The sequence below is a fragment of the Halothiobacillus neapolitanus c2 genome, assembly GCF_000024765.1.
Lineage (GTDB): Bacteria > Pseudomonadota > Gammaproteobacteria > Halothiobacillales > Halothiobacillaceae > Halothiobacillus > Halothiobacillus neapolitanus.
Genome location: NC_013422.1, coordinates 1,981,810 through 2,008,252 on the forward strand (window position 1 = coordinate 1,981,810; position 26,443 = coordinate 2,008,252).

27 protein-coding genes are annotated in these 26,443 nt (G+C 54.8%); 12 read left to right on the forward strand and 15 right to left on the reverse strand.

The genetic code is table 11. The features are described from left to right. The first annotated feature begins 95 nt into the window (after positions 1 to 95). From HNEAP_RS09180 to HNEAP_RS12730, 4 genes are all read left to right on the forward strand, one after another. Positions 96 to 1,577, forward strand: coding sequence for a hypothetical protein (locus HNEAP_RS09180; RefSeq protein WP_012824701.1), 1,482 nt, complete (start codon positions 96 to 98; stop codon positions 1,575 to 1,577). Between the two features lie 4 nt (positions 1,578 to 1,581). Continuing rightward, positions 1,582 to 2,811, forward strand: a complete 1,230-nt coding sequence (locus HNEAP_RS09185) for a hypothetical protein (protein WP_012824702.1) — start codon at positions 1,582 to 1,584, stop codon at positions 2,809 to 2,811. Between the two features lie 65 nt (positions 2,812 to 2,876). Further along, a complete protein-coding gene (locus HNEAP_RS09190; protein WP_012824703.1) occupies positions 2,877 to 3,593 on the forward strand; it encodes a c-type cytochrome in 717 nt (238 codons plus the stop codon). 233 nt (positions 3,594 to 3,826) lie between these two features. Beyond that, positions 3,827 to 4,069, forward strand: coding sequence for a hypothetical protein (locus HNEAP_RS12730; protein ID WP_133484643.1), 243 nt, complete (start codon positions 3,827 to 3,829; stop codon positions 4,067 to 4,069). Here HNEAP_RS12730 and HNEAP_RS09195 read toward each other — a convergent pair. The 3 genes from HNEAP_RS09195 to HNEAP_RS12335 are packed head-to-tail and all read right to left on the reverse strand — an operon-like array spanning position 4,058 to position 7,934. After that, on the reverse strand, positions 4,058 to 4,339 hold the full coding sequence (locus HNEAP_RS09195; protein ID WP_012824705.1) for an oxidative damage protection protein: 282 nt from the start codon (positions 4,337 to 4,339) through the stop codon (positions 4,058 to 4,060). The genes HNEAP_RS12730 and HNEAP_RS09195 overlap by 12 nt on opposite strands. Positions 4,340 to 4,361: 22 nt before the next feature. Next, the gene (mutY, locus tag HNEAP_RS09200) at positions 4,362 to 5,507 is read right to left on the reverse strand and encodes an A/G-specific adenine glycosylase (RefSeq protein WP_012824706.1); all 1,146 of its coding nucleotides are present in this window, start codon (positions 5,505 to 5,507) and stop codon (positions 4,362 to 4,364) included. Positions 5,508 to 5,540: 33 nt separating this feature from the next. Then, complete coding sequence (locus tag HNEAP_RS12335) at positions 5,541 to 7,934, reverse strand: AsmA family protein (RefSeq protein ID WP_012824707.1); 2,394 nt, start codon at positions 7,932 to 7,934, stop codon at positions 5,541 to 5,543. 167 nt (positions 7,935 to 8,101) lie between these two features. On the opposite strand from HNEAP_RS12335, the gene HNEAP_RS09210 reads away from it, so the two are divergent. The 4 genes from HNEAP_RS09210 (at position 8,102) to HNEAP_RS09225 (ending at position 10,107) form a co-directional block, all read left to right on the forward strand. Beyond that, positions 8,102 to 8,377: a MoaD/ThiS family protein gene (locus HNEAP_RS09210; RefSeq protein WP_243726335.1), complete on the forward strand. Its 276-nt coding sequence runs from the start codon at positions 8,102 to 8,104 to the stop codon at positions 8,375 to 8,377. Positions 8,378 to 8,387: 10 nt separating this feature from the next. Beyond that, positions 8,388 to 8,717, forward strand: a complete 330-nt coding sequence (locus HNEAP_RS09215; RefSeq protein WP_012824709.1) for a hypothetical protein — start codon at positions 8,388 to 8,390, stop codon at positions 8,715 to 8,717. Positions 8,718 to 8,841: 124 nt separating this feature from the next. After that, positions 8,842 to 9,153 carry an isoamylase early set domain-containing protein gene (locus tag HNEAP_RS09220; protein WP_012824710.1) on the forward strand — a complete coding sequence of 104 codons (312 nt, stop codon included), beginning with the start codon at positions 8,842 to 8,844 and terminating at the stop codon, positions 9,151 to 9,153. Between the two features lie 60 nt (positions 9,154 to 9,213). Next, positions 9,214 to 10,107 (forward strand): D-hexose-6-phosphate mutarotase, encoded by an 894-nt coding sequence (locus HNEAP_RS09225; protein WP_012824711.1) that lies wholly within the window; start codon positions 9,214 to 9,216, stop codon positions 10,105 to 10,107. 40 nt (positions 10,108 to 10,147) lie between these two features. Here HNEAP_RS09225 and HNEAP_RS09230 read toward each other — a convergent pair whose 3' ends face one another. Both HNEAP_RS09230 and HNEAP_RS09235 read right to left on the reverse strand, forming a co-directional pair. Beyond that, positions 10,148 to 10,849: a flagellar brake protein gene (locus HNEAP_RS09230; RefSeq protein WP_012824712.1), complete on the reverse strand. Its 702-nt coding sequence runs from the start codon at positions 10,847 to 10,849 to the stop codon at positions 10,148 to 10,150. A 109-nt stretch (positions 10,850 to 10,958) separates the two neighbouring features. Continuing rightward, positions 10,959 to 12,215 (reverse strand): 6-phosphofructokinase, encoded by a 1,257-nt coding sequence (locus tag HNEAP_RS09235; RefSeq protein WP_012824713.1) that lies wholly within the window; start codon positions 12,213 to 12,215, stop codon positions 10,959 to 10,961. Between the two features lie 96 nt (positions 12,216 to 12,311). Here HNEAP_RS09235 and HNEAP_RS09240 point away from each other — a divergent pair, with 96 nt between their 5' ends. Beyond that, positions 12,312 to 13,316: a class 1 fructose-bisphosphatase gene (locus HNEAP_RS09240; RefSeq protein WP_012824714.1), complete on the forward strand. Its 1,005-nt coding sequence runs from the start codon at positions 12,312 to 12,314 to the stop codon at positions 13,314 to 13,316. A gap of 103 nt (positions 13,317 to 13,419) precedes the next feature. On the opposite strand, the gene HNEAP_RS09245 is transcribed toward HNEAP_RS09240, so the two are convergent. The 3 genes from HNEAP_RS09245 to HNEAP_RS09255 form a co-directional block, all read right to left on the reverse strand. Beyond that, complete coding sequence (locus HNEAP_RS09245) at positions 13,420 to 13,995, reverse strand: SCP2 sterol-binding domain-containing protein (RefSeq protein ID WP_012824715.1); 576 nt, start codon at positions 13,993 to 13,995, stop codon at positions 13,420 to 13,422. Positions 13,996 to 14,183: 188 nt separating this feature from the next. Beyond that, positions 14,184 to 14,630: a hypothetical protein gene (locus HNEAP_RS09250; RefSeq protein ID WP_012824716.1), complete on the reverse strand. Its 447-nt coding sequence runs from the start codon at positions 14,628 to 14,630 to the stop codon at positions 14,184 to 14,186. Between the two features lie 65 nt (positions 14,631 to 14,695). Continuing rightward, a complete protein-coding gene (locus HNEAP_RS09255) occupies positions 14,696 to 17,398 on the reverse strand; it encodes a bifunctional acetate--CoA ligase family protein/GNAT family N-acetyltransferase (protein ID WP_012824717.1) in 2,703 nt (900 codons plus the stop codon). 267 nt (positions 17,399 to 17,665) lie between these two features. On the opposite strand from HNEAP_RS09255, the gene HNEAP_RS09260 reads away from it, so the two are divergent. Continuing rightward, positions 17,666 to 18,598 carry a histone deacetylase family protein gene (locus tag HNEAP_RS09260; protein ID WP_012824718.1) on the forward strand — a complete coding sequence of 311 codons (933 nt, stop codon included), beginning with the start codon at positions 17,666 to 17,668 and terminating at the stop codon, positions 18,596 to 18,598. A 132-nt stretch (positions 18,599 to 18,730) separates the two neighbouring features. Beyond that, positions 18,731 to 19,531, forward strand: coding sequence for an undecaprenyl-diphosphate phosphatase (locus tag HNEAP_RS09265; RefSeq protein WP_012824719.1), 801 nt, complete (start codon positions 18,731 to 18,733; stop codon positions 19,529 to 19,531). 67 nt (positions 19,532 to 19,598) lie between these two features. Here HNEAP_RS09265 and nusB read toward each other — a convergent pair whose 3' ends face one another. From nusB to glyA, 7 genes are all read right to left on the reverse strand, one after another. Further along, complete coding sequence (gene nusB, locus HNEAP_RS09270) at positions 19,599 to 20,189, reverse strand: transcription antitermination factor NusB (RefSeq protein WP_012824720.1); 591 nt, start codon at positions 20,187 to 20,189, stop codon at positions 19,599 to 19,601. Then, a complete protein-coding gene (gene ribH, locus HNEAP_RS09275; RefSeq protein ID WP_041600978.1) occupies positions 20,186 to 20,671 on the reverse strand; it encodes a 6,7-dimethyl-8-ribityllumazine synthase in 486 nt (161 codons plus the stop codon). The genes nusB and ribH overlap by 4 nt, the downstream gene beginning before the upstream one ends. A gap of 30 nt (positions 20,672 to 20,701) precedes the next feature. Continuing rightward, positions 20,702 to 21,835 carry a bifunctional 3,4-dihydroxy-2-butanone-4-phosphate synthase/GTP cyclohydrolase II gene (gene ribBA / locus HNEAP_RS09280; protein WP_012824722.1) on the reverse strand — a complete coding sequence of 378 codons (1,134 nt, stop codon included), beginning with the start codon at positions 21,833 to 21,835 and terminating at the stop codon, positions 20,702 to 20,704. Positions 21,836 to 21,928: 93 nt separating this feature from the next. Next, entirely contained in the window at positions 21,929 to 22,579 is a 651-nt protein-coding gene (locus tag HNEAP_RS09285; RefSeq protein WP_012824723.1) for a riboflavin synthase, read from the reverse strand. A gap of 89 nt (positions 22,580 to 22,668) precedes the next feature. Beyond that, positions 22,669 to 23,829: a bifunctional diaminohydroxyphosphoribosylaminopyrimidine deaminase/5-amino-6-(5-phosphoribosylamino)uracil reductase RibD gene (gene ribD / locus HNEAP_RS09290; protein ID WP_012824724.1), complete on the reverse strand. Its 1,161-nt coding sequence runs from the start codon at positions 23,827 to 23,829 to the stop codon at positions 22,669 to 22,671. Further along, positions 23,819 to 24,346: a transcriptional regulator NrdR gene (gene nrdR, locus HNEAP_RS09295; RefSeq protein ID WP_012824725.1), complete on the reverse strand. Its 528-nt coding sequence runs from the start codon at positions 24,344 to 24,346 to the stop codon at positions 23,819 to 23,821. The genes ribD and nrdR overlap by 11 nt, the downstream gene beginning before the upstream one ends. Positions 24,347 to 24,367: 21 nt before the next feature. Beyond that, positions 24,368 to 25,621 (reverse strand): serine hydroxymethyltransferase, encoded by a 1,254-nt coding sequence (gene glyA / locus HNEAP_RS09300; protein WP_012824726.1) that lies wholly within the window; start codon positions 25,619 to 25,621, stop codon positions 24,368 to 24,370. Between the two features lie 313 nt (positions 25,622 to 25,934). On the opposite strand from glyA, the gene HNEAP_RS09310 reads away from it, so the two are divergent. Continuing rightward, positions 25,935 to 26,423, forward strand: a complete 489-nt coding sequence (locus HNEAP_RS09310; RefSeq protein ID WP_012824728.1) for a Crp/Fnr family transcriptional regulator — start codon at positions 25,935 to 25,937, stop codon at positions 26,421 to 26,423. The last annotated feature ends 20 nt before the right edge of the window (positions 26,424 to 26,443 follow it).

Sequence of the window (26,443 nt, forward strand, 5' to 3'; positions counted from 1 at the left end):
AGCAAAATAAAAAAAAGGGGCAAGCCTTTCGTGATGGGTCGTTAACCTCACCCAAGCAAAGCCCCTTTTCAGTCTTAAAAGACGGGAGTCATACGATGGACCTAATTGGTTTATATCCCACCTGGTACGAACCGGGTATCGGCAGCGGCTGGGTGATCGGCATCATCGCCACCATCCATGTGCTTTTCTCACACACCGCCGTTGGCGCGGCCCTACTGTTCACTTATCTGGCCTATTTAGGCTATCGTGACGACCGGCCGGAACTGCTCGATTTCATTAAGAAATACGGCCTGTTCCTGCTGGTCTTCTCTTACATTCTGGGTTCGATTACCGGCCCGGGCATTTGGTATTCGACTACGGTCGGCAGCCCGCGTGGCATTTCGGCACTCATCCATAACTTCGTCTGGAAATGGGCGACCGAATGGGTATTCTTCGTCATCGAAGTCGTTGGCGTGTACATGATGGTGTACCTCGTCGGCAAAGTGGATAAAGCCACCTACCTGCGCATTGCCATTACCTTCGGCATGGCCTCGTTTGCCACCATGTTGGCCATCGTCGGCATTCTATCGTTCATGATGGAACCGGGCATGCCGGATTGGGCCGAAAAAGGTGGTTATCTGTTGGGCTTCTATGGTGATAACACCTTCGCTCAGTTGGCCATTCGAATTGCCTTCATGTTCACCATGACAGCGGTAGTTGGCGGCATTGTGGTTGCCGGCTTGAAAGATCAGGTGTTCAAAACCTGGCTGGCTCGCCGCTTGGCCGTTCTGGGTATTGTTTCAACGGTTGTGGGTATTGCATTTTACCCTTGGTATCTCAACACCTTGCCCGCCCAAGCCCAGATTGTGATGGAAAATCGCATTCCGGATTATTACGGCACGGCGATTTTGACGGTCTTGTTGTCAACGATTGCGTACTTTGCATTCACGCTGTTCAAGCCGCGCATGTTGACGGCCTCGATTGCCGGTTTTGCCACCCTGTCGATCTTGATCTTGGGCTTGTTCCCCGGTGAAACCATTCGCGAATCGGCACGCAAACCGTTCGTGGCCGGTGAGTACCTGTACTCGAATCAGGTCATCGCCAAAGATGTGCCCGGCATGACGATCAAATCGGAAATCCCAACGCTGGAAAAAGTCGGCTTTACGCACGCCTCGGTTTTCTGGCCAGAAACGCAGCGTGATATCACAGTCAACAACGCGCATGAAGTGGGCCGTACGCTGGCTATCGCCGCCTGCAGTAACTGTCATTCGCTCTCGCCTACCGGCATCCGTCCCATTGCGGGCTATTTTGGCGGCATGACCGATATCCCACGCATCAAGACGTATCTCTTGGGCGCACTGGCTACCGGCAACACCATGTACATGCCAAAAATCCCGCTGCAAGACAAAGAAGCGGAAGCACTGGCGCTGTATTTAGCCAGTTTGGCTGACCCGACAGTCGTCGCGCGCTATATCGAAGAAAACAGCAAAACAGCGGATGCACCGCAAAAAGTGCTGCCAGCCATCGACGATAAAACAGCCGCATCGCCCGTTGCCCGCGCGCATGTTTCTTTCTTAACTACTGGTTCAGAGGAGTAACCCGATGGACGCTTCCATGCTCTACGCGCTGCGCGACCCCCTTGGGGTTCCGGCTGCGCCCATTATCTTCCTGCTTTTAGGCGTATTGACCTGGGCGTTGCACATTGCAGCCGTCCACGTTCTGTTGGGCGCATCAGGTTTGACTTTATTCGGCTCGCTGAACAAAAACCCGCATTGGCGCCGCCTGGCCGATGCCATGGTCAGCACCGCAAAAATCGCGGTTTCCGTTGCCATCGTGTTAGGCGTGGCGCCCTTGCTGTTCGTGCAGGTTATTTACGATCCGTTCTGGTACACCTCCAACGTGCTATCGGCTTGGTGGGTGATCGGGTTCATCGCGTTTTTGATAATCGGCAGTTTGCTGCTGTTTACCTTCTACGCCTTGAATTCAAGCATGAAAACCCAGCCCAAAACCCGCTGCCCCGGTGCCATGCTGGCGGCAATCGCGTTCTTCTTGGTTGTGGGCTTCATCATGCATGCCCTATCGGTGCAGATGTTAAAGCCGGAAAAGTGGATGGAATGGTACGCCCCCGGCGGCATTGTTGACGCATCAGGACGCGCATTACATGCCTACAATTTCTGGCGCTTTGGCTTCTTTATTTCGCTGTCTGCGCCCGTTATCGGCCTGTGGCTGATTGCCTACCGTCGTTACCTGCTCGGTCGTGAAAACGAAGATCAAGGCTACTTAGCCTTCGTTCGTCGGCTGGCCATGCCGCTGATCAGCATTGGCGGCATCATCGCCTTGGCGCTGTATGCCGGCTGGATGGCTACCCTGGACCAAAACGTTGCAAGTTTCGCGCTTAGCTTCTGGTCCATCATCACCGTTGCCATGCTCCTGCTCGCGGTCGCCGTGCCCTTTGTGCTGAACAAAAAGCTCGATACGGGTTTCTGGGGCTATGTTCCTTTTGCAGTCGGCGCGGTGGCGTTGATTGTTGTCGGCGCTATGCGTGAAGCCTTGCGTTGGGTCACGCTGTATGGCGTCCATGGCTACAACGCGCTCGACTACAAACTGCACATGGATTGGTACAGCACCCTGATGTTCTTCCTAACCTTTGCGGCCATTGGCGGCGCCGTGTTGGCGTACCTGCTCACCGTTTCATGGAAAGCGGGGCAAACCAAAGGGATGTATGTCGCCTCACCGATGGTCAATCGCATGGGCACGATCGGCATCTCCCTGCTGGCCGTGTGGATTATTCAGTACTTCGCCATTGGTCTCTGGGTGGCCTACAGCGGTTAATCCTATTTTTCTGAGTTTCACCCGCCGCTCCAACCGAGGCGACGGGCGAATTGGAGTTAAGCATAATGAAAAAAATCACTTTGGCGTTTTTGTTAAGTCTTGGCAGTGCGAGCTTGGCCGTGGCCGCCGAGCACACGGCGCACGATATTGTTCAGTGGACACCCACCACCTGGGCCGAAGCGCAACGCGACATGCCGAAAGGCGACGTAGCCGCCGGTGAGAAACTGCACAGCACGATGTTTTGCGCTTCCTGTCATGGCGCAAAGGGAGAGTCGACCACCAATAACTGGCCTTCTTTGACCGGACAAAGCGCGGCATACACCTACAAGCAGCTTTTGGATTACAAGAGCCATTTGCGCAACGAAGATGATCGTGCGCACATCATGGTCGTCGTGGCCAAGATGCTCTCCAAGCAAGACATGGCCGATCTAGCCGCTTTTTACGCCGATCAACCATTGCCCTGCCCCAACGGCCTGTCCAAGCCGGCACCATCCTTGGTTACGGTTGGTGATCCCAAACGCCTGATTACCCCATGCGCCGCCTGTCATGGCGCCAACGGACAGGGCGGCGTCAACGAAACCACGGCTCTGCGCGGCATGCCAAGAGACTACTTCATCCGCACCATGGAAATGTTCCGCGAAGGACATCGTAACAACGACACCTTCAAAGGCATGAGCCAATTCGCCAAGCCCCTGACCGATCAGGAGATTGCCATGCTCGCGGATTACTATGCCTGTGATGGCAAAAAAGAAACCGCCAGCAACCAAGCCAGCGCGAAATAACTTTTGTTGGGATGCTCAACGATAAAAAACCAAAGCAGCTGATTTGGTTTTTGTAATGAGCACATCCTTCACTAATTATTCAAGAAGGGCGCCTTTGACTGAATCGAAGATTTCGATTTAAGAAGTGTCTTGTCGTTCCCTCATCACAATCCCGCCAGTGCTTGACGGGATTTTTTTGTTTTAGGCGCAAAATTTGACTAAGGTAATACTAAAATTATCTTGCAAAAGACAATTTGGAATACAACGCTTTAATTAAACCAAGTGAAAGTACCAAACCGACGCCCTCAATTATCGGAACGGCCATCAGTCAGGCGTTCTTAATTGAGCGCACTGATGTAGAACTAGCTCAGGCAGGCAAAGTGCTGGCATTCGATTTCGATGAACATGGGCAGATCATCCAAATAGAAGCGGACAGTGCCGCCCTCGCACATCTCTCTCATGTCAAATCAGCCGCTGCTGCTGACTCAGTCTCCTGACGGCGGCACGTAGCCCTCGGGCTGAGTTACCTCTCCGCCGCCGAAGAGGAATTTCTCCATTTCTTCCTCAAGAAATTTTCTGGCCTTCGGATCGATTGGCGACAGGCGATACTCGTTGATCAACATGGTCTGATGACTACGCCAGGCCAACCAGGCCGATTCGGAAACCTGTTCGAATATCCGCTGCCCCAACTCGCCCGGATAAGGCGGTTTAGCCAGCCCTTTGGCTTCACATTGCAGACGAGCACAAAATACGACGCGATCATTCATATAAATTCCTATTTAATTGGGTTTATGGCGTGCATGAACTCTGGGATGACTTCAGCGCCGGATAGTCCGACAAAAAACGGCTCATTGGTTTGGGCAACCCCAAAAGCGGCGCGCGCGCTGCCAACTCAATCAATGGCAACCAGAGCACATCGGGATTGTCCTCGACGCTCGATGTGCGAGAAACCACCATGTGATCAATGCGGGCATCGAGCAAATAATGCGTGAATCGATGTTCGAATGTTGTCAAGGGCGAAGTTGGGCCGCGCTGTTTCAGCCGATGTATCGAAAGCATCGACTGCTGGCCTGAATTATCTTTCGCCTGTTTACCTGAAACGGCCGAATCGAGTGTGTGTTCCTGCGACACACAGTCATCGGCGGGAATATACTCGGGCAGACACCACAACCCACCCCAGATCCCCGTCGGAGGACGGCGAATCAGCATCAGGCGTTCCGCTTCATCCTCGATCGCCATGAAGACAGCACGACGGGTCGGCACGGGTTGACGCCTGCGCCGAACGGGCAAGGATTCAACCCGATTGGACGCGAACGCCACGCAGTCCGCAGAAACGGGGCAAGCCGAGCATCCCGGCGAATGGCGTGTGCACAGGGTTGCACCGAGATCCATAATAGCCTGCGTGTAATCGGCCACGCGGGTCTGCGGCGTATGTAATTTGGCAACTTCGTACAGCGCCTGAATAGTCGAAGCCTGCTCGATGGGACGATCTATACCGGCATGGCGTGCCAGCACGCGTTTAACGTTTCCATCCAGAATCGTTTCCGGCACATCGAATGCCTGCGCCATGATCGCAGCGGCTGTGGAAGGCCCTACACTAGGCAATGCCTGCCAACCGGCGCGCGTTTCTGGAACGCCTTGCTGCGCCATGATTTGCGCGGCGGCGTGCAGATTGCGGGCGCGGGCGTAATAGCCAAGTCCAGACCACAACGCCAACACCTCATCCACCGGTGCGGCAGCCAATACGTCCAACGATGGGAAGCGCTGCATGAATCGATTGAAATACCCGATCACCGTCGCCACTTGCGTTTGCTGCAACATGATCTCGGAGATCCAGACGCGGTAGGGTGTCCTGGGATGCTGCCAGGGCAAATCGTGCCGGCCGTGCCGATCGAACCAGTCGAGCAGGCGGCTGTGAAAATCGCTTGCCGACATTAACGATGACCCAAACTACAACGACAACCCAAACTACAATCCTAGCCCCTTGAGCAGGTTTTTCACTGGAGCGGCCTTGTCGCCAAGGCGTTTATCCAGCTCGGTGTTGATTTTATCTTCCACTTTCTGCTTGGCCTGATCTTTGAAGACGGACTGCATGTCAATGCCGAACTTAGGCTGAGCAAACGTGCCGGTAATCTTGATCGGCACATTGAGCTGCTTGAGTTTTTCCAGTGCCTTACCATCCTGCCCGGTTGCCGTGTTAACCACGGTGGCATTGAGCAGATAGTCGATTGTTTCACGCGACAAATCCACATCGCCTTTGCCCGTTACCCGCAACAACGGCGATGCGCCTTTAAGATCATCGTTGCGCACAACGCCATTGTTGATAACCGCACTACCGGTAATGGCCGAAAAATCGGTGGCCTGCGTTTTCGGTACGGCCGTTGTTTCGCCCTGTAATCTAGCTTGTGCGGCGCGCAGCATGTAACCCAAGTCGAGCCCCTTGATCTGACCATCGCGTAACGAGAAATTGGCCGTGCCATCCAGAGCCGACTTGAGTTTGCTAAGGCGTGAACCTTGGGTTCGCAGATCAAAACGCACATCGCCAGCACCGGAGAGACGATCCTCATTCATCGCAGCCATCAAGGCCGGTTGTAGCGAAATATTTTGGGCATTGAGTTTTGCCTGCCAATCGGGAACCGAACCGCGCACATCCAAACCGGCCTGGCTTTGTATTGCGCCATCAAACGACTTGAAATCCAGTTGTTTGATATTGATTTTTCCACCCGAAGCGAGCACGGCAAGTGCCAACTGTTTGAGCTGATATTTCTGATAAGTCAGTTGATCAAGCGTGATTTCGGCATCGAGATTCAGCTTGCGCAATGCCTCCACGGGGAGCGGAATTTCCATATCAGCCGAAGCAACTGGCTTTGGCTGATCCGTCAAGGAACCCTGAGCTCCAGCCGGTTTGTGCTCAGATGGCTTTGCCGAAGCACTCCCCGGCGGCAGATACGGATTGACATCGAAGGCACCGCCTTTGAGGCGGGCGTACATCCGGTTGGTTTTCAGATCACTGATGCCCACGGTCCCGTTCAGATCATGACCATCCAGACTGAACACCAAATGATCCAGCATGGCCTGACTTGATGTGACACGCACATCAGCCTTCACCGCACATTGCGTCAATGCCTTGTCCGATTGCATCGCCGGTACGCGATACTTGAGCGCTTCGGCCAACTGGCGGGGATTGAACGGCATGATTGCCAGCGGGCCGGTCACCGATAGGTTCTTTCCGAGGCCCATGACATCCAATGAAGTTTTGACGACCAACGGGGTGGATTCGATCTGCCAGTTCGGCAGGCTGATATTCCCCTTGTTCATATCCGCCGCCACGCCACCATGGGCTGAAAAGTCCAGTTCACCCGTGTGTGTGGGCATACCTTGCATTTTCCCGGCAAGCGATAGCTTGTCACTCGAATACAGCCCCTTTTGCCAATCTGCCGAGAGCGCTCCCTTGGCGGTCAACGCGGCATGCGTCATACCAAATCCTTTTTCCATATCAACGGTGGCATCCATCGCGGAGAGATTGACCGAATGCTTGGGCAGATCAACCGTTACCTCAGGCACGGATAGATCGAGCTCCGTCTTAGCGGGCAGTGCATTGGGGTTGTGTTGTGGATCGGGCACCACACTGGCATGAAATTTCATGGATTTAGCTGAGAACTGTTCGCCATTGGTTTTCATGTCGAATGTGCTGCTCAGACGGACGTCGCCCGTGAGCTTGCCCAACTTAGAATCTTGCGTGGCGTAACTGAAGTTGAGGGACATATCGACCGCCTGCCCAAGGCGAATCGCACCACTGTCGAGGTTCAGATGCTGCAACGCCAACGATTGCCCGGTAACTGCGTCTTGCCAATCAAGGGTCGCATCATTGATTGCCACGCCACCGATGGCCAGAGACGTCGCATTCCGCGTGGCAGCCGGAGCAGAACCGGGCGAAGCGCCGGATTCAGATGCTGATGGACGGGCTAACAAATCCGCCCAATTGGTCACTCCGTCGCTGTTCCGAGCCAAATGGATGGTTGCCCCATCGAGGACAAGTTTCCCGACTTCAAACTGGCCCTTAAGCAGAGGAAGAAACGCGGCTTTCACTTCGACCGTTTTGGCCGTAACCATGTCCTTTGGGGAAAAGCCCGGCGCATTACCCAGAGCAACATCTCGCACCGACACGCCCAGCCACGGAAACAGCGTGAGCTTGATCGGCCCGCCCAACTCAATGCTCCGTCCGGTCTTTTCCTGCACGAGGCTGGAAATTTTATCTTTGTAATCATTGGGATCGAACGTGGCGACAAAGGCAACCGCTGCAATGACCAACACCAGAATCAGAGCAACGACCCACATAACAATTCGTTTGATCCACTTCATTACAGCACCTATCTTGGTAAAACCACGTTTCGTGAAACAGCCGGGGAATTTTCGGGCGTCAACCCCCTCAAAAGTTCACAGAAATTTCAGACAAATCTTTGCTTGGGGCCAACTTTAGCAGACAATAAGTTGTGACGGGCACTATGCAAGGATCAGGCAAGGATTTGGTGATCCGTTTCCAATTCATCCATCAAGACCGAGTAACCAAACGCTTCATGGGCATTACCATAAAACTTTTCGCCAGCCTGCGTGAGCAGTTCGCGCGCGATGAGCTGAAAACAACTGACACACCAGCCACCGTACACGATGCTTGGCTACGCATCACGCAGAAAGAGCGACCCGCCAATATTCTGGCTGCGGTAAATCACGAATACGTCAACTTTGATCACCCCTTAAATGATGGCGATGAAGTGGCATTTTTTCCGCCGGTGACCGGTGGCTAGAGAGCAGAACATGACTCCAGAAATCCAACAGATGCTGGCGCGCCGCCAACGATTCATCAAGCGATGGCCTGTCGTCGCCCTGGTTGCTGCTGCCGTAACCCTGAGCTTTTATGCATGGGCATTCATCAAGCAGCCGATACTCGTAAACCCCGTTCACGTCGTTCACCTGATTCAGAACAACGCACTGGATAGTGCGACTCAATCACTTCTAGCCATCGTCGCGCCGCTGATGTTTTTGACTGTCGGCGCGCTCCTTCTTCTACTGCTGTTATTCGTGACCGTCGGACTGATCAACGAAGGCCGTCTGATCCGTCTTCTGGAGCAAAAACAAGCGCCCTAAATCCTTTGCGTAAATCTTTATTTTTTGTGATCATCCTGTAAAACAAAAAGTATAAAAAGGAACATGATTTCAGGCAGGCTCGGTTCGACGACTTATCCCGATCACATTTCATGGAGAAAACAGCATGTCCCTCATCAAAAAACCACTGAAAACACGTCCGGTTTGCAAAGTCACCTTCACCTTGCCGCCTGCTTATGGAGTAGAGGCAGAGGCTGTAACGTTGGTTGGCGATTTCAACGAATGGTCACAAGAAAGCCATCCCCTGAAAAAAGGGAAAAGTGACGGGAGCTTCAGCATCACGGTTGATCTTCCCGTCAACGAGAAATTCCAGTTTCGATATCTGATCAACGGCGCCACTTGGATAAATGATGATCAGGCCGACGAGTACACCCCTTCACCATTCGGCAACGAAAGTAACAGCGTCGTTCGCACCTGAAAAGATAGGCGCATACCCGCGTGAATTTACTAAAACCCGAACGGACGCCAGAGGAACATCATGGACGCGCTTGAAACACTTAACTATAAATTCGCAGATTGCGAGGGTCTTGAATTCGTCAAGATCGGTGATCTTACCCTTGCAAAAATCGATACCCCGCTTACCCAAGCAATCGTCGCCGTTCAAGGTGCACAAATTGTCGAATGGAAACCTGCCAATGAAGACCAACTTGTTGTCTGGCGGGCAAAGGAACCGACTTACGAAACGGGTAAATCCGTGCGTGGCGGCGTACCGATCTGCTGGCCGTGGTTTGGTAATCACCCCAATCTGACCATGGCGCATGGTTTTGTGCGATTCAAGGATTGGATTCTGATGAACGCCCAATGCGACTCCGATGGCCAGATGCACATGCACTGGCGAATCACGGACGATGCCGAGTCCCTTGCTTTATGGCCACACCGCTTCGAGTTGGATGTGATCATGCATATCGGCACCGAGTTGCGCATCCAGTTGGTGACCCACAACACCGGGGACGAATCGTTCAGCATCACTCAGGGGATGCACACCTACCTGAATCTCGGCGATACGCGCAGCACGGTCATTCGCGGGCTGGAAGGCGGATACTATCTGGACAAGCTAAAAGGGTTCGCCCGCACACCGCAAGACGACATTATCACCATCACCGGCGCCATGGACCGTATCTATTTCGGCACCACGCACACCGTCGAGGTGGAAGACGCCGAATTCAATAGAGTCATTGTCGTGGCCAAAGAAGGAAGTCATTCGACCGTCGTCTGGAACCCGGACGAAAATGTGCCATCCGGCATGCTTCCTGAGGAGTCGAGAAACATGGTTTGCGTTGAAGCCGTGAATGCCGCCGACGATACCGTCTCGATCGCTCCGGGCGAACGCAAGATACTGGGCACCACAATCTCAGTCCGGCCAATGAACTGAACAAAGGGCCAGCGCTATCTTTCATCCCGAGCAGACTGCTTCAAATCAAGTATCGCTGTAACCGCATGACGACCCGATCCAACTGCTGCGACTCAAGCGGGCCAAGATCGACAAACTCGGCCCCAAAGATCCACTCGCCCGGGGAAACAATGCGCTGATTGCGAATCACGAGATTCACCGACAGATCGGCAAAACCATCAATGGACAATTTCACCGGGGACAATTGCACCCCTAAATCCAAACCGATAGCCTGATCGGGACGCAGTGCGATTGCACAACCGCCGGCAGAAAGATCATCTAAACGCCCGACCCAAAGGGTACTTGTTGTCGGCTGGAAAAACTCCACCACACCAATGACATCAGGTGGAATATGCACTCGAAACACATTCCGGCGTTGCAAACGATCTATTTGAGCAGGGTAGGGAATCTCAAAGTACCGGTCGGTGCCCTCAATCTTCTCTTTAAGATCATTGACATAAAACCATGAAACCAACTGGTCGATAACCGCCTGCACCCGAATCCGGCCGGAAGCCTTGAGGTGCCTCAAGGGGACTTCCTTAGGCTGGTCAATTAAAAAACGGCGGTTTTCCGGATCATTAGAGACCATCTGAACCGCAATCTGAAAATCTTCATCCCCTTCAGGGATCAACCAGAAATGCCCACGTTCCTCAAAATGTCGCGCAAGTATCTTGTCGATGATGCGGGGGCTCCGTGCCGTAATAATGGTATCTTGCTGACTCATAAGTAAGGGCGCATCCGGAAGGCCTGCTCAAAATAATGAGCTAGCATAACGAGCCTTACCCGCAACGGGCAAGAACTCATCATCGTTCTCCTTATCACCGCCGGATGGATCACGGCTTCCCGCCCCACTCGGGCAGTCGCTTAACTGCCAGTTCAAAGTTCAACTGCGCAAACACAGGCAAGCCATTTCTGAACGGCGGCAGATCCTCACCTTGGATGAGAGGTTGCATATAACGCCGCGCCGCATCGGTAATACCGTAGCCATCGGCTCGAATATAAGCCGGTGGCACTGGCAACTCGACATCGGCCACATCATCGAGTGGCACCGCGCCGAGCGACCAGAGATACGGTTCGTCTGACAACCGTTCAATGGCGACCATCACATCCGACTGACCCGCCATGGCATAGGTGATGGCTGCCGCCCCGCAGGCATAGGCCTGGTCCACATCCACCCGTGAAGCAAGATGGCGCGCCGAACGCTGAAAATAATCAGAAACGGCCCAATGAGTTTTATACCCAAGCCCACGGCTCATGGCGGCAATCTGTGGCGCCATGCCGCCCAGTTGTTCATGGCCGAAGGTCGAGCTGGTTTGCTCCTGGGCACAGAAGGTTCCGTCAGCGCACAGCAAACCTTCTGCCACGATAACGATACAGCAACCATAGTGCTGAACACGTAACTGCAGGGCCGCAAGAAAGTCGGCAGGATTAAAAGACCGCTCCGGAAACAGAAGCAACAAGGGTGGATCGTCCGTCTCGAATGCCAGTCCGGCCGCCGCAGCCAGCCAGCCTGCATGACGCCCCATGACTTCAAGCACAAAGACCTTGGTCGAGGTTCCAGACATCGCAGCAAGATCGCGCGCCACTTCCCGAACACTGGTCGCGATATATTTTGCCGCCGAGCCAAACCCGGGACTCGTGTCGGTCATTGGCAGATCGTTATCGATGGTTTTGGGCACGCCGATGACGGTCAGATCAAGGTTCCGGGCACGGGCGAAGCGCGCCACCTTGGCCGCAGTCAACATCGAGCCGCCCCCGCCGTTATAAATAAAGGTGCCAATGTCATGCGCTTGGATCACATCAAGCAACCGCTCATACTGCGCAGGATGCGTATCCGGCTCACCAAGATCGGCTCGACAAGAACCGAATGCGCCACCGGGAGTATGCCGCAACGCCGCGATTTCCGCCGGGCTCACGCCTGACAAGTCATATAGCTCCTCGCGCAAAATGCCGAGAATCCCATCACGCGCGGCAAATACTTTCCCGAAGTACTCGGGGTGCCTCTGCGCCGTTTCAATCACCCCGCACGCACTGGCGTTGATGACTGCGGTAACCCCGCCAGACTGCGCATACAAAACGTTGTGTGACATAGAACCTCGGAGTTTCGATTGTGGCACGGTGGACATGAGGCTATTATGCACAATGATTATCAAGACTATATTGCAACTTACCTTAAGGAGTTCGGGATGCAGATCGGCACCAGCCTCACCCATTGTTTAATCGAAAAACAGCAAGCTCACCCAGATGCGTCTGGTGAATTCACACTCCTGATGAATGATATCGTCAGCGCGTGCAAGGTCATTTCAAGCTACGTCAACAAAGGCAACCTGATCGGCATTCTGGGCTCGGCAGAAACTGAAAACGTACAAGGTGAAACCCAGAAAAAACTCGACATCATTTCCAACGATGTCTTCACCGATACCCTGATGCAAGGCACCCAGGTCGCCGCTCTGGCATCAGAGGAAATGGACGATGTGTACCACCTGCCCGCCAACGCCAAGCGGGGCAAATACCTCTGCGTATATGATCCGCTGGATGGTTCGTCAAATATTGATGTCAACGTCACGGTCGGCACCATTTTCTCGGTTTTGCGCGCGCCAGAAGGCGTTGAAAATCCCAGCGAGCAGGATTTCCTGCAGCCAGGCACCACGCAAGTGGCCGCTGGTTACTGCATCTATGGCCCCTCGACCATCATGGTATTGACCACCGGCGAGGGCGTGAATGGCTTTACGCTCGACATGGACATCGGCGAGTTCAAACTGACGCACCCGAACATCACCATTCCGGAAGACACCAAAGAATTTGCCATCAACATGTCGAATCAGCGGTTCTGGGATGCGCCGGTCAAACGTTATATCGACGAATGCCTGATCGGTAAAGAAGGCCCGCGCGGCAAAGACTTCAACATGCGCTGGGTGGCGTCCATGGTGGCTGAAGTTCACCGTATCCTGACCCGCGGTGGCGTGTTCCTGTACCCCATCGACAGCAAGATCCGCGCACAAGGCGGCAAGCTGCGCTTGATGTACGAAGCGAACCCGATGGCCATGATCGTAGAACAGGCCGGCGGCATGGCGATTACCGGCCCTGAACGCATCATGGACATCAAACCGCACAAACTGCATCAGCGTGTTCCGGTCATCCTTGGCTCCAAGAATGAAGTTCAGATCCTGTCGGATTATCACAAAGCCTGATTGCGGCTGGTCATTAGTCACAAAGACGCTCTGACCACCAAGCATTAGCGCTAACAAAAAGCCCCGTTAAACGGGGCTTTTTTCTTGATCAGTTGGAAAACGATTATTTGGCCGATGCTACTTTGCCACCACCCGGGCAAGACGTTTTGCTGGAAGCCACTTTACCGGTCAGCAGAAGAAAATCGCCGAATGGCCCCATCACGTTGGCAGCCTCCATTTTCGGCCCTTCAAACTGGAGTTTGCCCGACATCATTGCGCCCATGGCGCCGCAGCCCCACGAACCTTTGCCCATACACGTCCAATCCGCATCGCTGGCATGCATCAGATAATCCACGCTGGAATTGAGCTTGGTCGTCTTGACCGGCCCGGCATAGACGCACATCGCCTTGCCATCCTTCGGCGCGATATCCAGCTCGACGCGCGTCGAGGCACCACAACCATCGCGGTACATTTGCAGTGCCTTGTACCCCTTGCCGCCGTTGTTGGAAACCCAACCATCTTTGCCGCCAAGGTCGGTGGTCAGTGTTTGATTCTGATTCCACTGGCTGCAAACCTGCTGTGCCCATTTGTCGTCCATGAAGCTGTCTGCATGTGCGGACGCAGCAGCGAAGGCAACCAGACCGAGCGCAGCCACGATACGCGACAAAGGGAATGAGCGAGATAAAACGAATGAAGACATGCCTGAACTCCTGTGGTGGTTTTTGTTTTTTACAGAAACCCAAGGACGGCATTTATTGCGAGAACGACACGTTCATGTAGCACATGAGCTGGCAGCCGATCCTTGGCATTTCGTTTTACGATGATGCACAAGCACGGACGTGTCTGCCAGCAGATATTTTTTGTAGTCGATAAAAGTAGCGTTCCTTTTCAGTGCTGGCCTTGCCGATACATGGCGACCACTTTCTTGAATTGCTCTGCTGTTAGTTGCTCTCGCAGCGTTTCAACACATAATGAACGCATCATCACCAGATGGGCGGTTTCGGCACCAATCTGCTGAACCAGGTGGTCTCGTTGATCCCTCGTACCGCCATCGAGCAGGACATGACGTAACTCGATCCGCAGTTCGGCAAGGTGATGTTCGACCGATTCACGCCGTGGTGGCATCTTTTTCACCCAGTCGGCAAAAAAAGCTTTCTGTTTGGCATCCAACCCGAGTGCCTGCTCATTGTTCAGAACAATCGGCATCAGCGCGACGATCGGTGGTGCAAGTTCGGCCCGTGTCGAAGCGCTCAACTCGGCTTGTGCGGGCAAGACCATACCGAAGGATAAAGCCATGCCGGCAAGACCGCCGACCCATTTTGTTTTCAAACGCATCTAAAGACTCCCCTAACTCTTGTTAATCTCAACATTAATAATCGGAATATATCAAACCGGAAAACCTACAAGCGCCGCGAGATCCGGATAGCGTCCTTGTCGGATTCGAGCACTTGCTCGCTGAACCCCGTCCGGGCCGCCAGTTGCCTCATTGGCTCGTTTTGCAACAGAACATCCCCGAACAGATAGCGCACGCCACGCTGCCGGGCGTAATCGATGAGCATTTCGAGCAGATGGCTGCCAAGGCCACGTCCGTGCCACTCGTCCGCCACCACCAGGGCAAATTCGGCGCTTTCGCCATCCGGCTCCAGGCTGTATCGCGTCACGCCGACTTCCACCGCTTCACCATCCTCTGGTGTGTACAAGGCAATAAAGGCCATTTCGCGGTCGTAGTCGATCTGGGTAAATCTGACCAGCATTTCCGGTGTGAGTTCGTTCAGCATCCGCATGAAACGAAAATACCGCGTTTCCTCGGATAGCCCGCGCACGAAACACTGCTCGATCTCGGCATCTTCAGGGCGAATGGGACGCACCTTGATGACCTGACCATTATCCAGCACGATCTCTCGTTGGAACGAAGCCGGATAGGGATGTATCGCCAAGTGGGCATAAGGATCCTGAATCGGCATGCGTTCGGTCAGTTCAATCCGGGCATCAACGGCCACGACAGAAAACTCACCAGCCAGAAGCGGGTTGATATCAATACCGGCTACTTCAGGCAATTCACAAACCAGCTCGGAAACCCGCATCAGAATTTGATCCAATGATTTGCGATCAACAGCAGGCTCATCCCGGAACGGGCCGAGCATCCGGGCGGCGTGCGTCTGCGCGATCAATCGATCGATCAACAAGCCATTCAAAGGGGGAAGCGCAAGGGCTCGATCGCGCAATACTTCGACGGCAATGCCGCCCATACCGAAGGCGATGACCGGCCCGAAAACCGGATCGCGCGTCACGCCCAGCAGCAATTCACGGGCGTGGCCGACCTCGGCCATCCGCTCGACCGTGATTCCTTCAATTTGCGCCTCGGGGTGTTGTGCCCGAACACGATCAAGCATCTCCTGGGCCTGTTGCCGCGTGGTTTGCACGCTGCGCACATTCAAACGCACGCCGCCGACATCGGTTTTGTGCGTCAACGTCGGTGCACTGATTTTCAGGGCAACCGGGAACCCGAGCGACTCGGCCGCCAGCATGGCTTCGTCCGCGTCTCGCGCTAAGATCGTTTGTGTGGTGGGAATATGAAACGCATTGAGAATCGCCTTGGACTCTCGCGTGGTGAGCACCTTGCGACCCGCACTGCGCGCCGCGGCCAGAATCATTCTCGCGCCCGCAACATCCGGATATTTTTCAGCCAGGGCGGGTCCCGGCGTCTGCATCAACACCTGACGATTGCGTCGATGTGCGAGCAAGTAGGAAAGTGCCTCGACTGCCGTTTCGGGCGAACGAAACTGCGGGATATTCGCGGCATCGAACATATCTCGAGCTTCGTTCACCAACTTTTCACCCATCCAGCAGGCAAGTACCGGTTTTTTATACCCCGTTTGGGAATTGACTACATCGATGACGGCCTGGGCACAGGCGGTCGGATCGGTCATGGCTTGTGGCGTCAGCATCACAATGATCATATCCACGCCCGGATCAGCCAACGAAAGGCGTAACGCCGTATCGTAACGCTCGGCCGTCGCGTCCCCGATGATGTCCATCGGGTTGCCGTGCGACCAGGTCGCAGGCAATGCAGCATTCAGCGCGGTAACGGTTCCGTCACTCAATTTTGCTAAAGGCACATTCAGATCGGCCGCGCGGTCGGTAGCCATTACGCCCGGCCCGCCGCCATTGGTGAGAATCAGGAGCTGATCGCCCCGCAAGCTCAGGCTGCTGGCCAATATTTGTGCGGCTGAAAACCACTGGGTAATGCGTTCGACCCGAACGACACCGGCCCGCGTGAGCGCCGCGTCGAACACATCATCCGCGCCGATCAACGCCCCGGTATGGGTTGCGGCCGCTTTTGAACCGGCTGCGTGACGTGCAGATTTGAGCACGATCACCGGTTTCATGCGCGCCGCGGCCCGCAAGCCACTCAAAAAGTGGCGGGCGTCCTTGATGCCTTCGATGTAAAGCAAAATGCCGGTGGTTTGCGTATCCAGCGCCAGATAATCCAGCAGGTCACCAAAATCGAGGTCTGCCGCATCGCCAGTCGAAGCAATCGCGGAGAACCCGACCCCGCGGCTTTGTGCCCAATCCAGCACCGCCGTCACCAGGGCGCCCGATTGCGACACCAACGCCAACTTACCAGGAAAAGCCTGATTGTGGCTGAATGTCGCATTCAGGCCGATACTGGGGCGCATCAACCCAAGGCAGTTCGGCCCCATCAGACGCATACCGAACTGCTGCGCCAATTCCAGACTCTCGCGCATCAGCCGCTTGCCATCGGAACGGTCGGCTTCCCCGCCCTCACCAAACCCCGCAGAGAGAATCACCGCCGACTTAACGCCCGCCATACCGCATTGCCGCAGAATTCCCGGAACAGAAACAGATGGTGTCGCGATGACGGCCAAATCAACCGGCTGATCGAGGTGCAGAAGATCCGGCACGCAAGGCAAACCCTGAACCTGCGTGTACTTGGGATTGACCGGGACAATCGCGCCCTTGAATCCCGCATCCACCAAATTCGCAAGCACCATGGTGCCCACGGCACCCTTGCGCTCACTGGCACCAAAAATGGCCACGCCACGGGGATTGAACATCGGTTGGAGAATATGTCCTGTCATTAACTAACCCTCGGTGGCCCATGGTTTGCTGAATCTCAGATCACGATCGACCATAGGGCACCTCGAAATACCCGTGATTCGTCGTTCCCGCGAAAGCGGGAGCCCAGAAAAATCAAGGCGCTGGATTTCCGCCTACGCGGGAATGACGGGTTTTTCGAAGTGCCCAAGCAAGATTCAATTGTGCGCTATCTTGCTCTGATCGATGCGCCCGCGCAAAATAGATTCACATGATAAGCGCACACGATAATCTTCAATGATGGCAACCCGATGAATCTTGCTTACATAACACATCCGGATTGCCTGCTGCACAGTAATGGCCTCATCAGTGGCATGCCGCATCCGGAAAACCAACGTCGACTCACTGAAATTCAGGATCATCTGATCGCCCAGGGCATCGAACCCTGGCTGGTTCATCTGACTGCTCCGGTTGCCACCAAAGAGCAACTCTGCCTTGCTCATGATCAGGCGTATGTCGAAGATGTTTTTCAGAATGCGCCGGAGGTTGGCGGGTTTTTGTACGATCAGGACGTCGTGATGATGCCGCACACGCTCTCCGCCGCGCGTCATGCAGCCGGCAGCGGCATTGCCGCCGTCGACTGGGTTATGGCTCAACCGAACCGACGCGCCTTCTGCGCCATCCGCCCACCGGGGCATCATGCAGGAAAACACAAAGCAGCCGGGTTCTGCCTGTTCAACAATGCGGCCATCGCCTGCTATCACGCGCTGACGAATGCTGGAATCGAGCGGGTGGCCATAGTCGATTTCGATGTGCACCATGGTGATGGCACGGAAGACATCGTGGCGGGCGACGAGCGAATCCTGTTCTGCTCAAGCTTTCAGCATCCGTTCTATCCGTATAGCGGCGTTTCGCCCTCTGCCGAGAACTGTCTCCCCGTTCCCCTGCCCCAAGGCACCCGGGGCGATACTTGGCGTAGCGCCGTATCGGCAGCGTGGTTCGAACGCCTCGATGCCTTCGCACCCCAGCTGATTGTTATCTCAGCAGGTTTCGACGGCCACCTGCTCGATGACATGGGCGGTTGGGGGCTGGTAGAGGCCGACTATGAATGGCTGACACAGCAATTGGTACACATCGCCAACCGCCATGCCAAGGGCAGAACAATTTCTTTACTGGAAGGCGGTTATGAACCGCACGCGCTGGCACGCAGCGTGGCTGCGCATATCACGGCATTACAGGCCTGACCCACGCAAGTCGCCGGACCCAAAGCACCAATGAGGATGACAAAATGGTAATCCAAAGCCACCTGCATCGGTCAACCGATTTAGGGTAAGCTTGCGGGCTTGTTTTGCCGGCCTATCGCTGAGGAATATGCCATGATGTTGCCCGACTGGCTCACCGCCGCCGTTCTTGGTCTGGTTGAGGGTGCCACAGAATTTTTACCGATTTCATCCACCGGTCATTTGATCATTGCCGCGGATTTTCTCGGCTATACCGGCGATGGTGCCAAGGTATTCGAGATTTTCATTCAGCTAGGTGCGATTCTGGCGGTTATGTGGTTCTATCGACAAAAACTAACCAGCGTTCTGGTGGGTTTACCCCGTGAGCGCAGCGCACAAAAATTCACTCTGAATCTTATAGTAGCCTTCATCCCCGCCGCCATTATCGGGCTGGCAACACATAGCTATATCAAAGCGCATCTGTTCAATCCGCTCTTTGTGGCCGTTGCCTTGATTATCGGCGGGTTCATAATTTTGCTGGTCGAACGGTTCGCGCCTGCGCCGCGCATCCACCATGTGGACGACATGAGCTGGAAAGATGCCCTTAAAGTGGGTGTAGCGCAATGCTTCGCGCTGATTCCGGGCACCTCGCGCTCCGGCTCGACGATCATGGGCGGCATGATGTTCGGCCTGTCGCGGACCACGGCAACCGAGTTCTCGTTTTTCCTTGCCATCCCAACCATGCTCGCCGCCACGCTGTTCGACCTGATCAAACACATGCACCTGCTGCATCCCGAAGACATCCACATGATGATCATCGGCTTCATTGCCGCCTTTATTTCCGGCCTGGTGTTTGTGAGCATGCTGCTGCACTACATCAGCAAACATACCTTCAAGGGCTTTGCTTATTACCGGATTGTGTTCGGTGCGCTGGTGTTGTGGTATTTCTGGCCCTGATGCATAGAAAAAGAGCAAACCGAAAAATAAAAAGGCCGGGCATTGCCCGGCATTTTGTTAGTGGATTTTAGCGTCTCGGCTCGTTCAAACGAACGCGATCGGCCAGTTTATCCAGCACGCCGTTGATGTATTTGTGGCTCTCTGTCGCACCGTACAGCTTCGCCATTTCAACCGCTTCGTTGATGGCCACCGCGCGCGGGATTTCCGGCGTATGGATCAGCTCGAATGCGCCGAGACGCAAGATCGCTTGCTCGATCGGATCGATTTCCGCCAGCGGGCGATCCAGCAAGGGCGAGTAGGCCTCGTCCAGTGATTCCTCGTTCGCCGAAACACCCCGCACGATTCTGCGGAACAGCTCCAGATCGACCTTGAGCATGAAGGCGTCTTCCATGAACTGCGCATCCAGCAAATCGACGGGCGTATGGTTCAGGATTTGTTGATACAGCGCTTGAACAGCTCGCTCGCGCGCCCAGCGCCAGCGCTTCTTCGGCGATGGCTTGCGGGGCGGGTGGCTTGATCTGGATTTTGACCTGGATTTCGACGTGGCAGGTGCTGCCTCTTCCTGCGCCACATCATCGGATACGGGCTCAAAAGCACCTACAGAATCAGCTAAAGACGCTTTCGATTTTTCCCAAGGGAATTCAGAGAGTTTAGTCACTCGATATGATCCAGTTGCTTGACAAGATTGACCATCTCAATGGCCGTGGCGGCGGCTTCACTGCCTTTGTTGCCTGCTTTGGTGCCGGCACGCTCGATCGATTGCTCAATAGTGTCGGTCGTTAGTACACCAAAAATGACGGGCAAGTCGAAATCCATAGACACAGCGGCAATACCTTTGGCCGCTTCGCCGGCAACGTAATCGAAATGTGCCGTCGAGCCCCGAATCACCGCCCCCAAACAAATGATGGCATCAAAACGTTCGCTGGCCGCCGCGCGTTGAGCAACCAAGGGGATCTCATATGCACCCGGCACTTTGACGAGGGTAATGGCATCGGTCGGCACACCCGAACGCTTGAGGGTGTCGATGGCCCCTTCAACCAGACGATCCACAATAAACGCGTTCCATCGAGTAGACAGAATGGCGTAACGCGCCTCGCCCGTGGCGGTCAGCCCGCCTTCAATCACCTTAATTCCGGCCATGCTCATGTGTTTGCTCCCGCGATCAATGTGTTATTTTGCCATTTCGGCAGTCGCTTCAGCGACTTCATCATAAATGTAATCCACCACTTCCAAGCCATAACCTGCCAGGGCGTGGAAGCGTTTCGGGGCACTCATCACGCGCATGCGCTGAACGCCCAAGTCTTTTAAAATTTGTGCTCCCACACCATAGGTGCGCACATGATCTTTGGCGGGTGTGGTTGGGCTTTGGCCGGTTTGCCAATGACGAAGCTGCTCGCTGACATCCGCTTCATCCAGCTCAGGGCGCAAAATAACGGCAACGCCCACATCCATTTGCCCCAAGCGCGCCATCACATCAGACAACGGCCAACCACAATCGGAACCCAACGGTTCGAGCAAATCACAGACCGGTTGGTGCACATGCACACGAACCGGCACGGGCATATCGGGTGTCGGCTTGCCGCGAACCAGAGCCAGATGCGTTTGTCCCGTACTGTGGTCCTTGTAACTCACCAAACGGAACGTCCCCCACCGCGTATCGATCTCGGATTCGGCGATGCGCTCGATGGAGCGTTCATGCTTCATGCGGTAGCGAATTAGGTCTTCGATCGAGCCGATCTTGAGTTGGTGCGTCTGCGCGAACACTTCAAGATCAGGCCGACGCGCCATGCTGCCATCCTCGTTGAGGATTTCAACGATCACCGCCGCAGGCTCCTGGGCGCCCGCCAAGCGGGCCAGATCCACACCCGCTTCGGTGTGCCCGGCTCGGGTCAGTACGCCACCTGCGCGCGCCATCAGTGGAAAGACATGTCCGGGTTGAACGATATCGGTGGGCTTGGCATCCACCGCCACCGCCGCCTGCACCGTTCGTGCGCGATCTTGCGCGGAAATCCCGGTAGTAACACCTTGTGCCGCCTCGATGGACACGGTGAATGCAGTCGAAAATTGTTCGTTATTATGCGACACCATCAAGGGTAACTTAAGTTGGCTGCATCGTGCTTCGGTGAGTGTCAGGCAGATCAACCCGCGCCCGAATCGCGCCATGAAGTTGATGTCTTCTGGCCGGGCTTTTTCTGCCAGCATCAGCAAATCGCCTTCATTTTCGCGATCTTCATCATCCACAATAATGACCATGCGCCCTGCGGCGAGGTCATCGAGAATTTCATCGATTGAACTGAAGCTCATTTATATCGGGCTCGTTTAGGTCAAAGGATGAATTCTAGCATTTGCAGAGGCCTGATCGCGTGAAAACCCGTTACGCTCGGCAAAAATCACGGCTCAACCAGCCGAATAAGGTGAACCCAGCAGGTCGGCATAGGGATGTTTGGCAGAATGCGCTTGCCCTGCCAGCAATCGTTCGAGATAACGTGCCACCACGTCGATTTCGAGATTAACCGAGCCTCCCGCCTGATACCGCCCCATGATGGTTTGCTCCAATGTATGCGGGATGATGGTCAGTCGGAATCGAGCGCCATCGACATCATTGACAGTCAGGCTGACGCCATCGATGGTCACCGATCCTTTTTTCGCGATGTACTTCGATAAATCATCGGGCGCCCGCAGCCAGAAACTGGTCGCCCGCGCGTCCTCGCTGCGTGATTCCACCTCGGCCAGACCATCGACATGACCACTCACCAAATGCCCACCCAACGGCGTGGACAAGGTCAGTGCCGTTTCAAGATTCACCGGCGAACCCGGTTTCAGATGACCAAGCGTGGTGAACTTTAGCGTCTCGCGCGAACAATCCACGGTAAAACTATGCGCGTCAAAAGCTGTGACGGTCAAACATACGCCATTAACCGCGATGCTGTCACCCAAGGCGATCTTGTTCATATCCAGCTTGCCCGCATCGATCGTCAATTGGATATCACCGCCCTTGGGCGCCAAGGTTTGCATTGACCCTACAGACTGAATAATGCCGGTAAACATGGCTTTTCTCCCGAAAACGATTTATCCAAAAAGATGATCAAGGAACATTACTGGTTTGCTGCACACCTTATGCAGAGGCCTCTAGCGCATCATCCAGCAACACCGGATGAATCGACGAGTGGCACCAGCGTGATGCGAATATCCTGCCCCACTGGCGTGGTGTCCCGAATCTGCCAGCGGGGTGCGTCATCGAGCCGAATTGGCGATGCCAAATCAAGGCAGGGTTGGGCTTTATGCCCCAACAACACCGGCGCTTGATAGATGATCAATTCATCCACCCAACCCTGATCGACAAAGGCACCCGCCAGTTTTGGCCCTGATTCAACCAGAACCTCACTGATGCCCTGCAGGGCCAGATCACGCAGGATGAACCCAAGATCCAGACCAAATTCAGCCTGTGGCGCTGCGACCAATTGAACGCCCCGCGCGGTCAAACCATCATGATGAATACCCGCATCCACATCACGTGTGTAGATACGCACCTCGCCTTGCACATCAAATATTGGTGCGAACGGTGGCAAGCGCAAGCCGCTATCGAGCACGACCCGCAACGGTTGGCGCACAGCGCCGTCAATCGCAAGCGCCTCGGGCGATAACCGCACATTGAGACGCGCATCATCGGTTAGCACAGTGTCCACGCCGGTCAAAACTGCCGCGTGGCGCGCACGCAGAAACTGCACATCGTGCCGGGCCGCTTCACCCGTAATCCAGCGGCTTTCGCCATTGGCAAGCGCCGTGCGGCCATCAAGCGATTGGGCAATCTTGACCGTGACCCAAGGACGCCCGCGCTCGATACGGGATAAAAACCCGCGATTAAGCCAACGCGCCTCGGCTTCCAGCAAGCCAGACTCAACCTGCACGCCCGCTGTGCGCAGAATGGCATGCCCTTCCCCCGCTACGCGCGGATCGGGATCAGTCATGGCGGTGACCACACGGCGAACCCCGGCGTCAGCCAATTGCGGTGCGCAAGCGGGCGTTCTTCCCACATGCGCGCAGGGTTCGAGTGTGACGTAGGCGGTCGCCCCCTTGGCGCGCTCGCCCGCCTCTTGCAAGGCGAACACTTCGGCATGGGGGCCACCTGCGAGCGCATGAAACCCCCGACCAACGACTTCTCCCGCGTTAACGATAACGCAACCCACCCTTGGGTTAGGCTGCGTCGTCGTCAGGCCACGCTCGGCCAAGGCCAAGGCTTCGCGCATCCAGCGTGTGTCATCCGGCGAAAAACCTGACTGCACAAACTCAGCCGACATCGGGATCAACCTTGGTCGCGTCATCCATTTTTTCTGATTTGGCACTCGGACTTTCTTGGCCGAGAGAATCCTGATTAAGGCCCTCGATCGCCGCGCGGAAGGCCTCCACGTTGTCGAAACTCAGGTATACCGACGCGAAGCGGATATAGGCCACCTGATCGAGTCGGCGCAATGCCTGCATGACCAAATCACCAATTTTTCGCGCTGTTACTTCCTTGGCGCCTGTGGCTTGCAGGCTTTTCTTGATCTGATCGATTTCATCATCGATCCGGCTGGTGGCAACCGGCCGCTTCTCGAGCGCGCGCATCATGCCCGAACGAAGCTTTTCTTCGTTGAACGATTGCCGGGCACCGTTGCTTTTCACGATGCGCGGCAAGCGTATATCGGCGGTTTCGTAGGTGGTAAAGCGCTGCTTGCAGGCAAGACACTCTCGACGGCGGCGAATAGAAACACCGCCCTCGACCATACGCGAATCAATCACATGAGTATTGGGATGCCCGCACGCAATGCACTGCACAGATCAGTACCGCCGAAAGGTTTACTTACCGTAGACCGGGAAGCGACGGCACAATGCAGTGACCTTGCCACGCACTTCGGCGATGACGGCCGCATCGTCAACGGCGTCGATCACATCGCACATCCAGCCTGCCAATTCGGTGGCTTCCTGAATACCAAATCCGCGCGTCGTGATGGCAGCGGTGCCGACACGAATACCAGAGGTCACGAAAGGTGACTGCGGATCATTGGGCACGGCGTTTTTGTTTACAGTGATATGCGCTTGGCCCAGGGCCGCGTCGACCGCTTTACCGGTCAGACCCTTTTTCACCAGGCTAACGAGGAACAAATGATTGTCCGTACCGCCGGAAACCACATCCAGGCCACGCTCGACAAACACCTTGGCCATCGCGCGCGCGTTGTCAACAACCTGTTGCTGGTACGTTTTGAACGAAGGCTCAAGGGCTTCCTTGAACGCGACGGCCTTGGCGGCAATCACATGCATCAATGGGCCGCCCTGTGTGCCGGGGAAAACCAAGGAATTGAGTTTCTTTTCCACTTCGGGGTTGGCTTTGGCGAGGATGATGCCACCGCGTGGGCCGCGCAGGGTTTTGTGCGTGGTCGAGGTCGTGACATCGGCGATCTGGACAGGGCTGGGATAAACACCCGCCGCGACCAGACCAGCCACGTGTGCCATATCAACGAGCAGGTAAGCACCTACCTCATCGGCAATCGCACGGAAACGAGACCAATCAATCACGCGGGAGTACGCGGAAAAACCGGCAACAATCAATTTTGGCTTGTGCTCACGCGCCAGAGACTCGACTTCGCTGTAATCGATATAGCCTTGCTCATCGATGCCATATTGAACGGCGTTGTAGATCTTGCCGGAAAAATTCACCTTAGCCCCGTGCGTCAGATGACCGCCATGCGCAAGGCTCATACCGAGAATCGTGTCACCGGGGTTGATCAAAGCCATGAACACCGCGGCGTTCGCCTGTGAGCCGGAGTGCGGCTGAACGTTGGCATAATCGGCGCCGAACAACTCCTTTGCACGATCGATTGCCAATTGCTCGGCCACATCGACATACTCACAGCCGCCGTAGTAACGTTTGCCCGGATAACCTTCGGCATACTTGTTGGTCAGCACCGAACCTTGGGCTTCCATGACACGCGGGCTGGCATAGTTTTCGGATGCGATCAGTTCGACGTGATCTTCCTGGCGCACCACTTCGTCCGCCATGGCTTGAGCCAGTACGGGATCGAAATCTGCAATCGACATCGTCTTTGAGAACATTAATGAAATCTCCATAAAAAGCAAAAAGTTAGCACGACGATGCTCAAAAACACCGACTATAAAGTAAAGGATTTAATTGGCGATAAGTCTATCACAATCCACCTAAAACACAGATCAGATGCAGTATCCATCATCATCAAGTTGAACATGTGGATACTTATTCACCAACAGGTTGCACCAAATTCATTCGTTGTCCGCGAGAAACAATCTCAGGCCCCAATCATCGACAAAACCTACAAAGTTCTGGACAATCCAGAGCATCGAGAAATACTGATATAGCGATAGCAATTCAAGAACACTCAGGACAGCACACATGATTACCGACAACGACCGCAATCAACTCACCGAATTTCTTGGAAAATTGACCGATACCGACATATTTACGCAACGGGAGATCAATGCGTTTCTGGATTTTTGCGATTTGATGTGTGTCAAAAAAGGTGAAATTATTGCCGACATTGGCGAGGTTGGAGAGTCACTTTATTTCTTGCTTGAAGGCGAAGCGGTGTTGATCGTCGGATCAACAGTGAACGAAATGGTCGTCGGCCAGATCCCCGCCGGCGAAATGCTCGGCGAAATGAGCTTTTTCGATCGCAAGCCGCGCAATGTTCGCTTGCGGGCCAGCAAACCTACTCGGCTACTCCGCCTGCCACGGGGCATGTACAACCGCATGCGGCTGGAATACCCCGTCATTACCGTCCTGCTACTGGAATACGCCATCATCAGTCTGGACAATCTATACCGACGTACCAGCACCGACATGGCACTGCTCAATCAATACGTTTACAGCATCGGAAAGTAAACTCAGCAGAACGCGGTGAG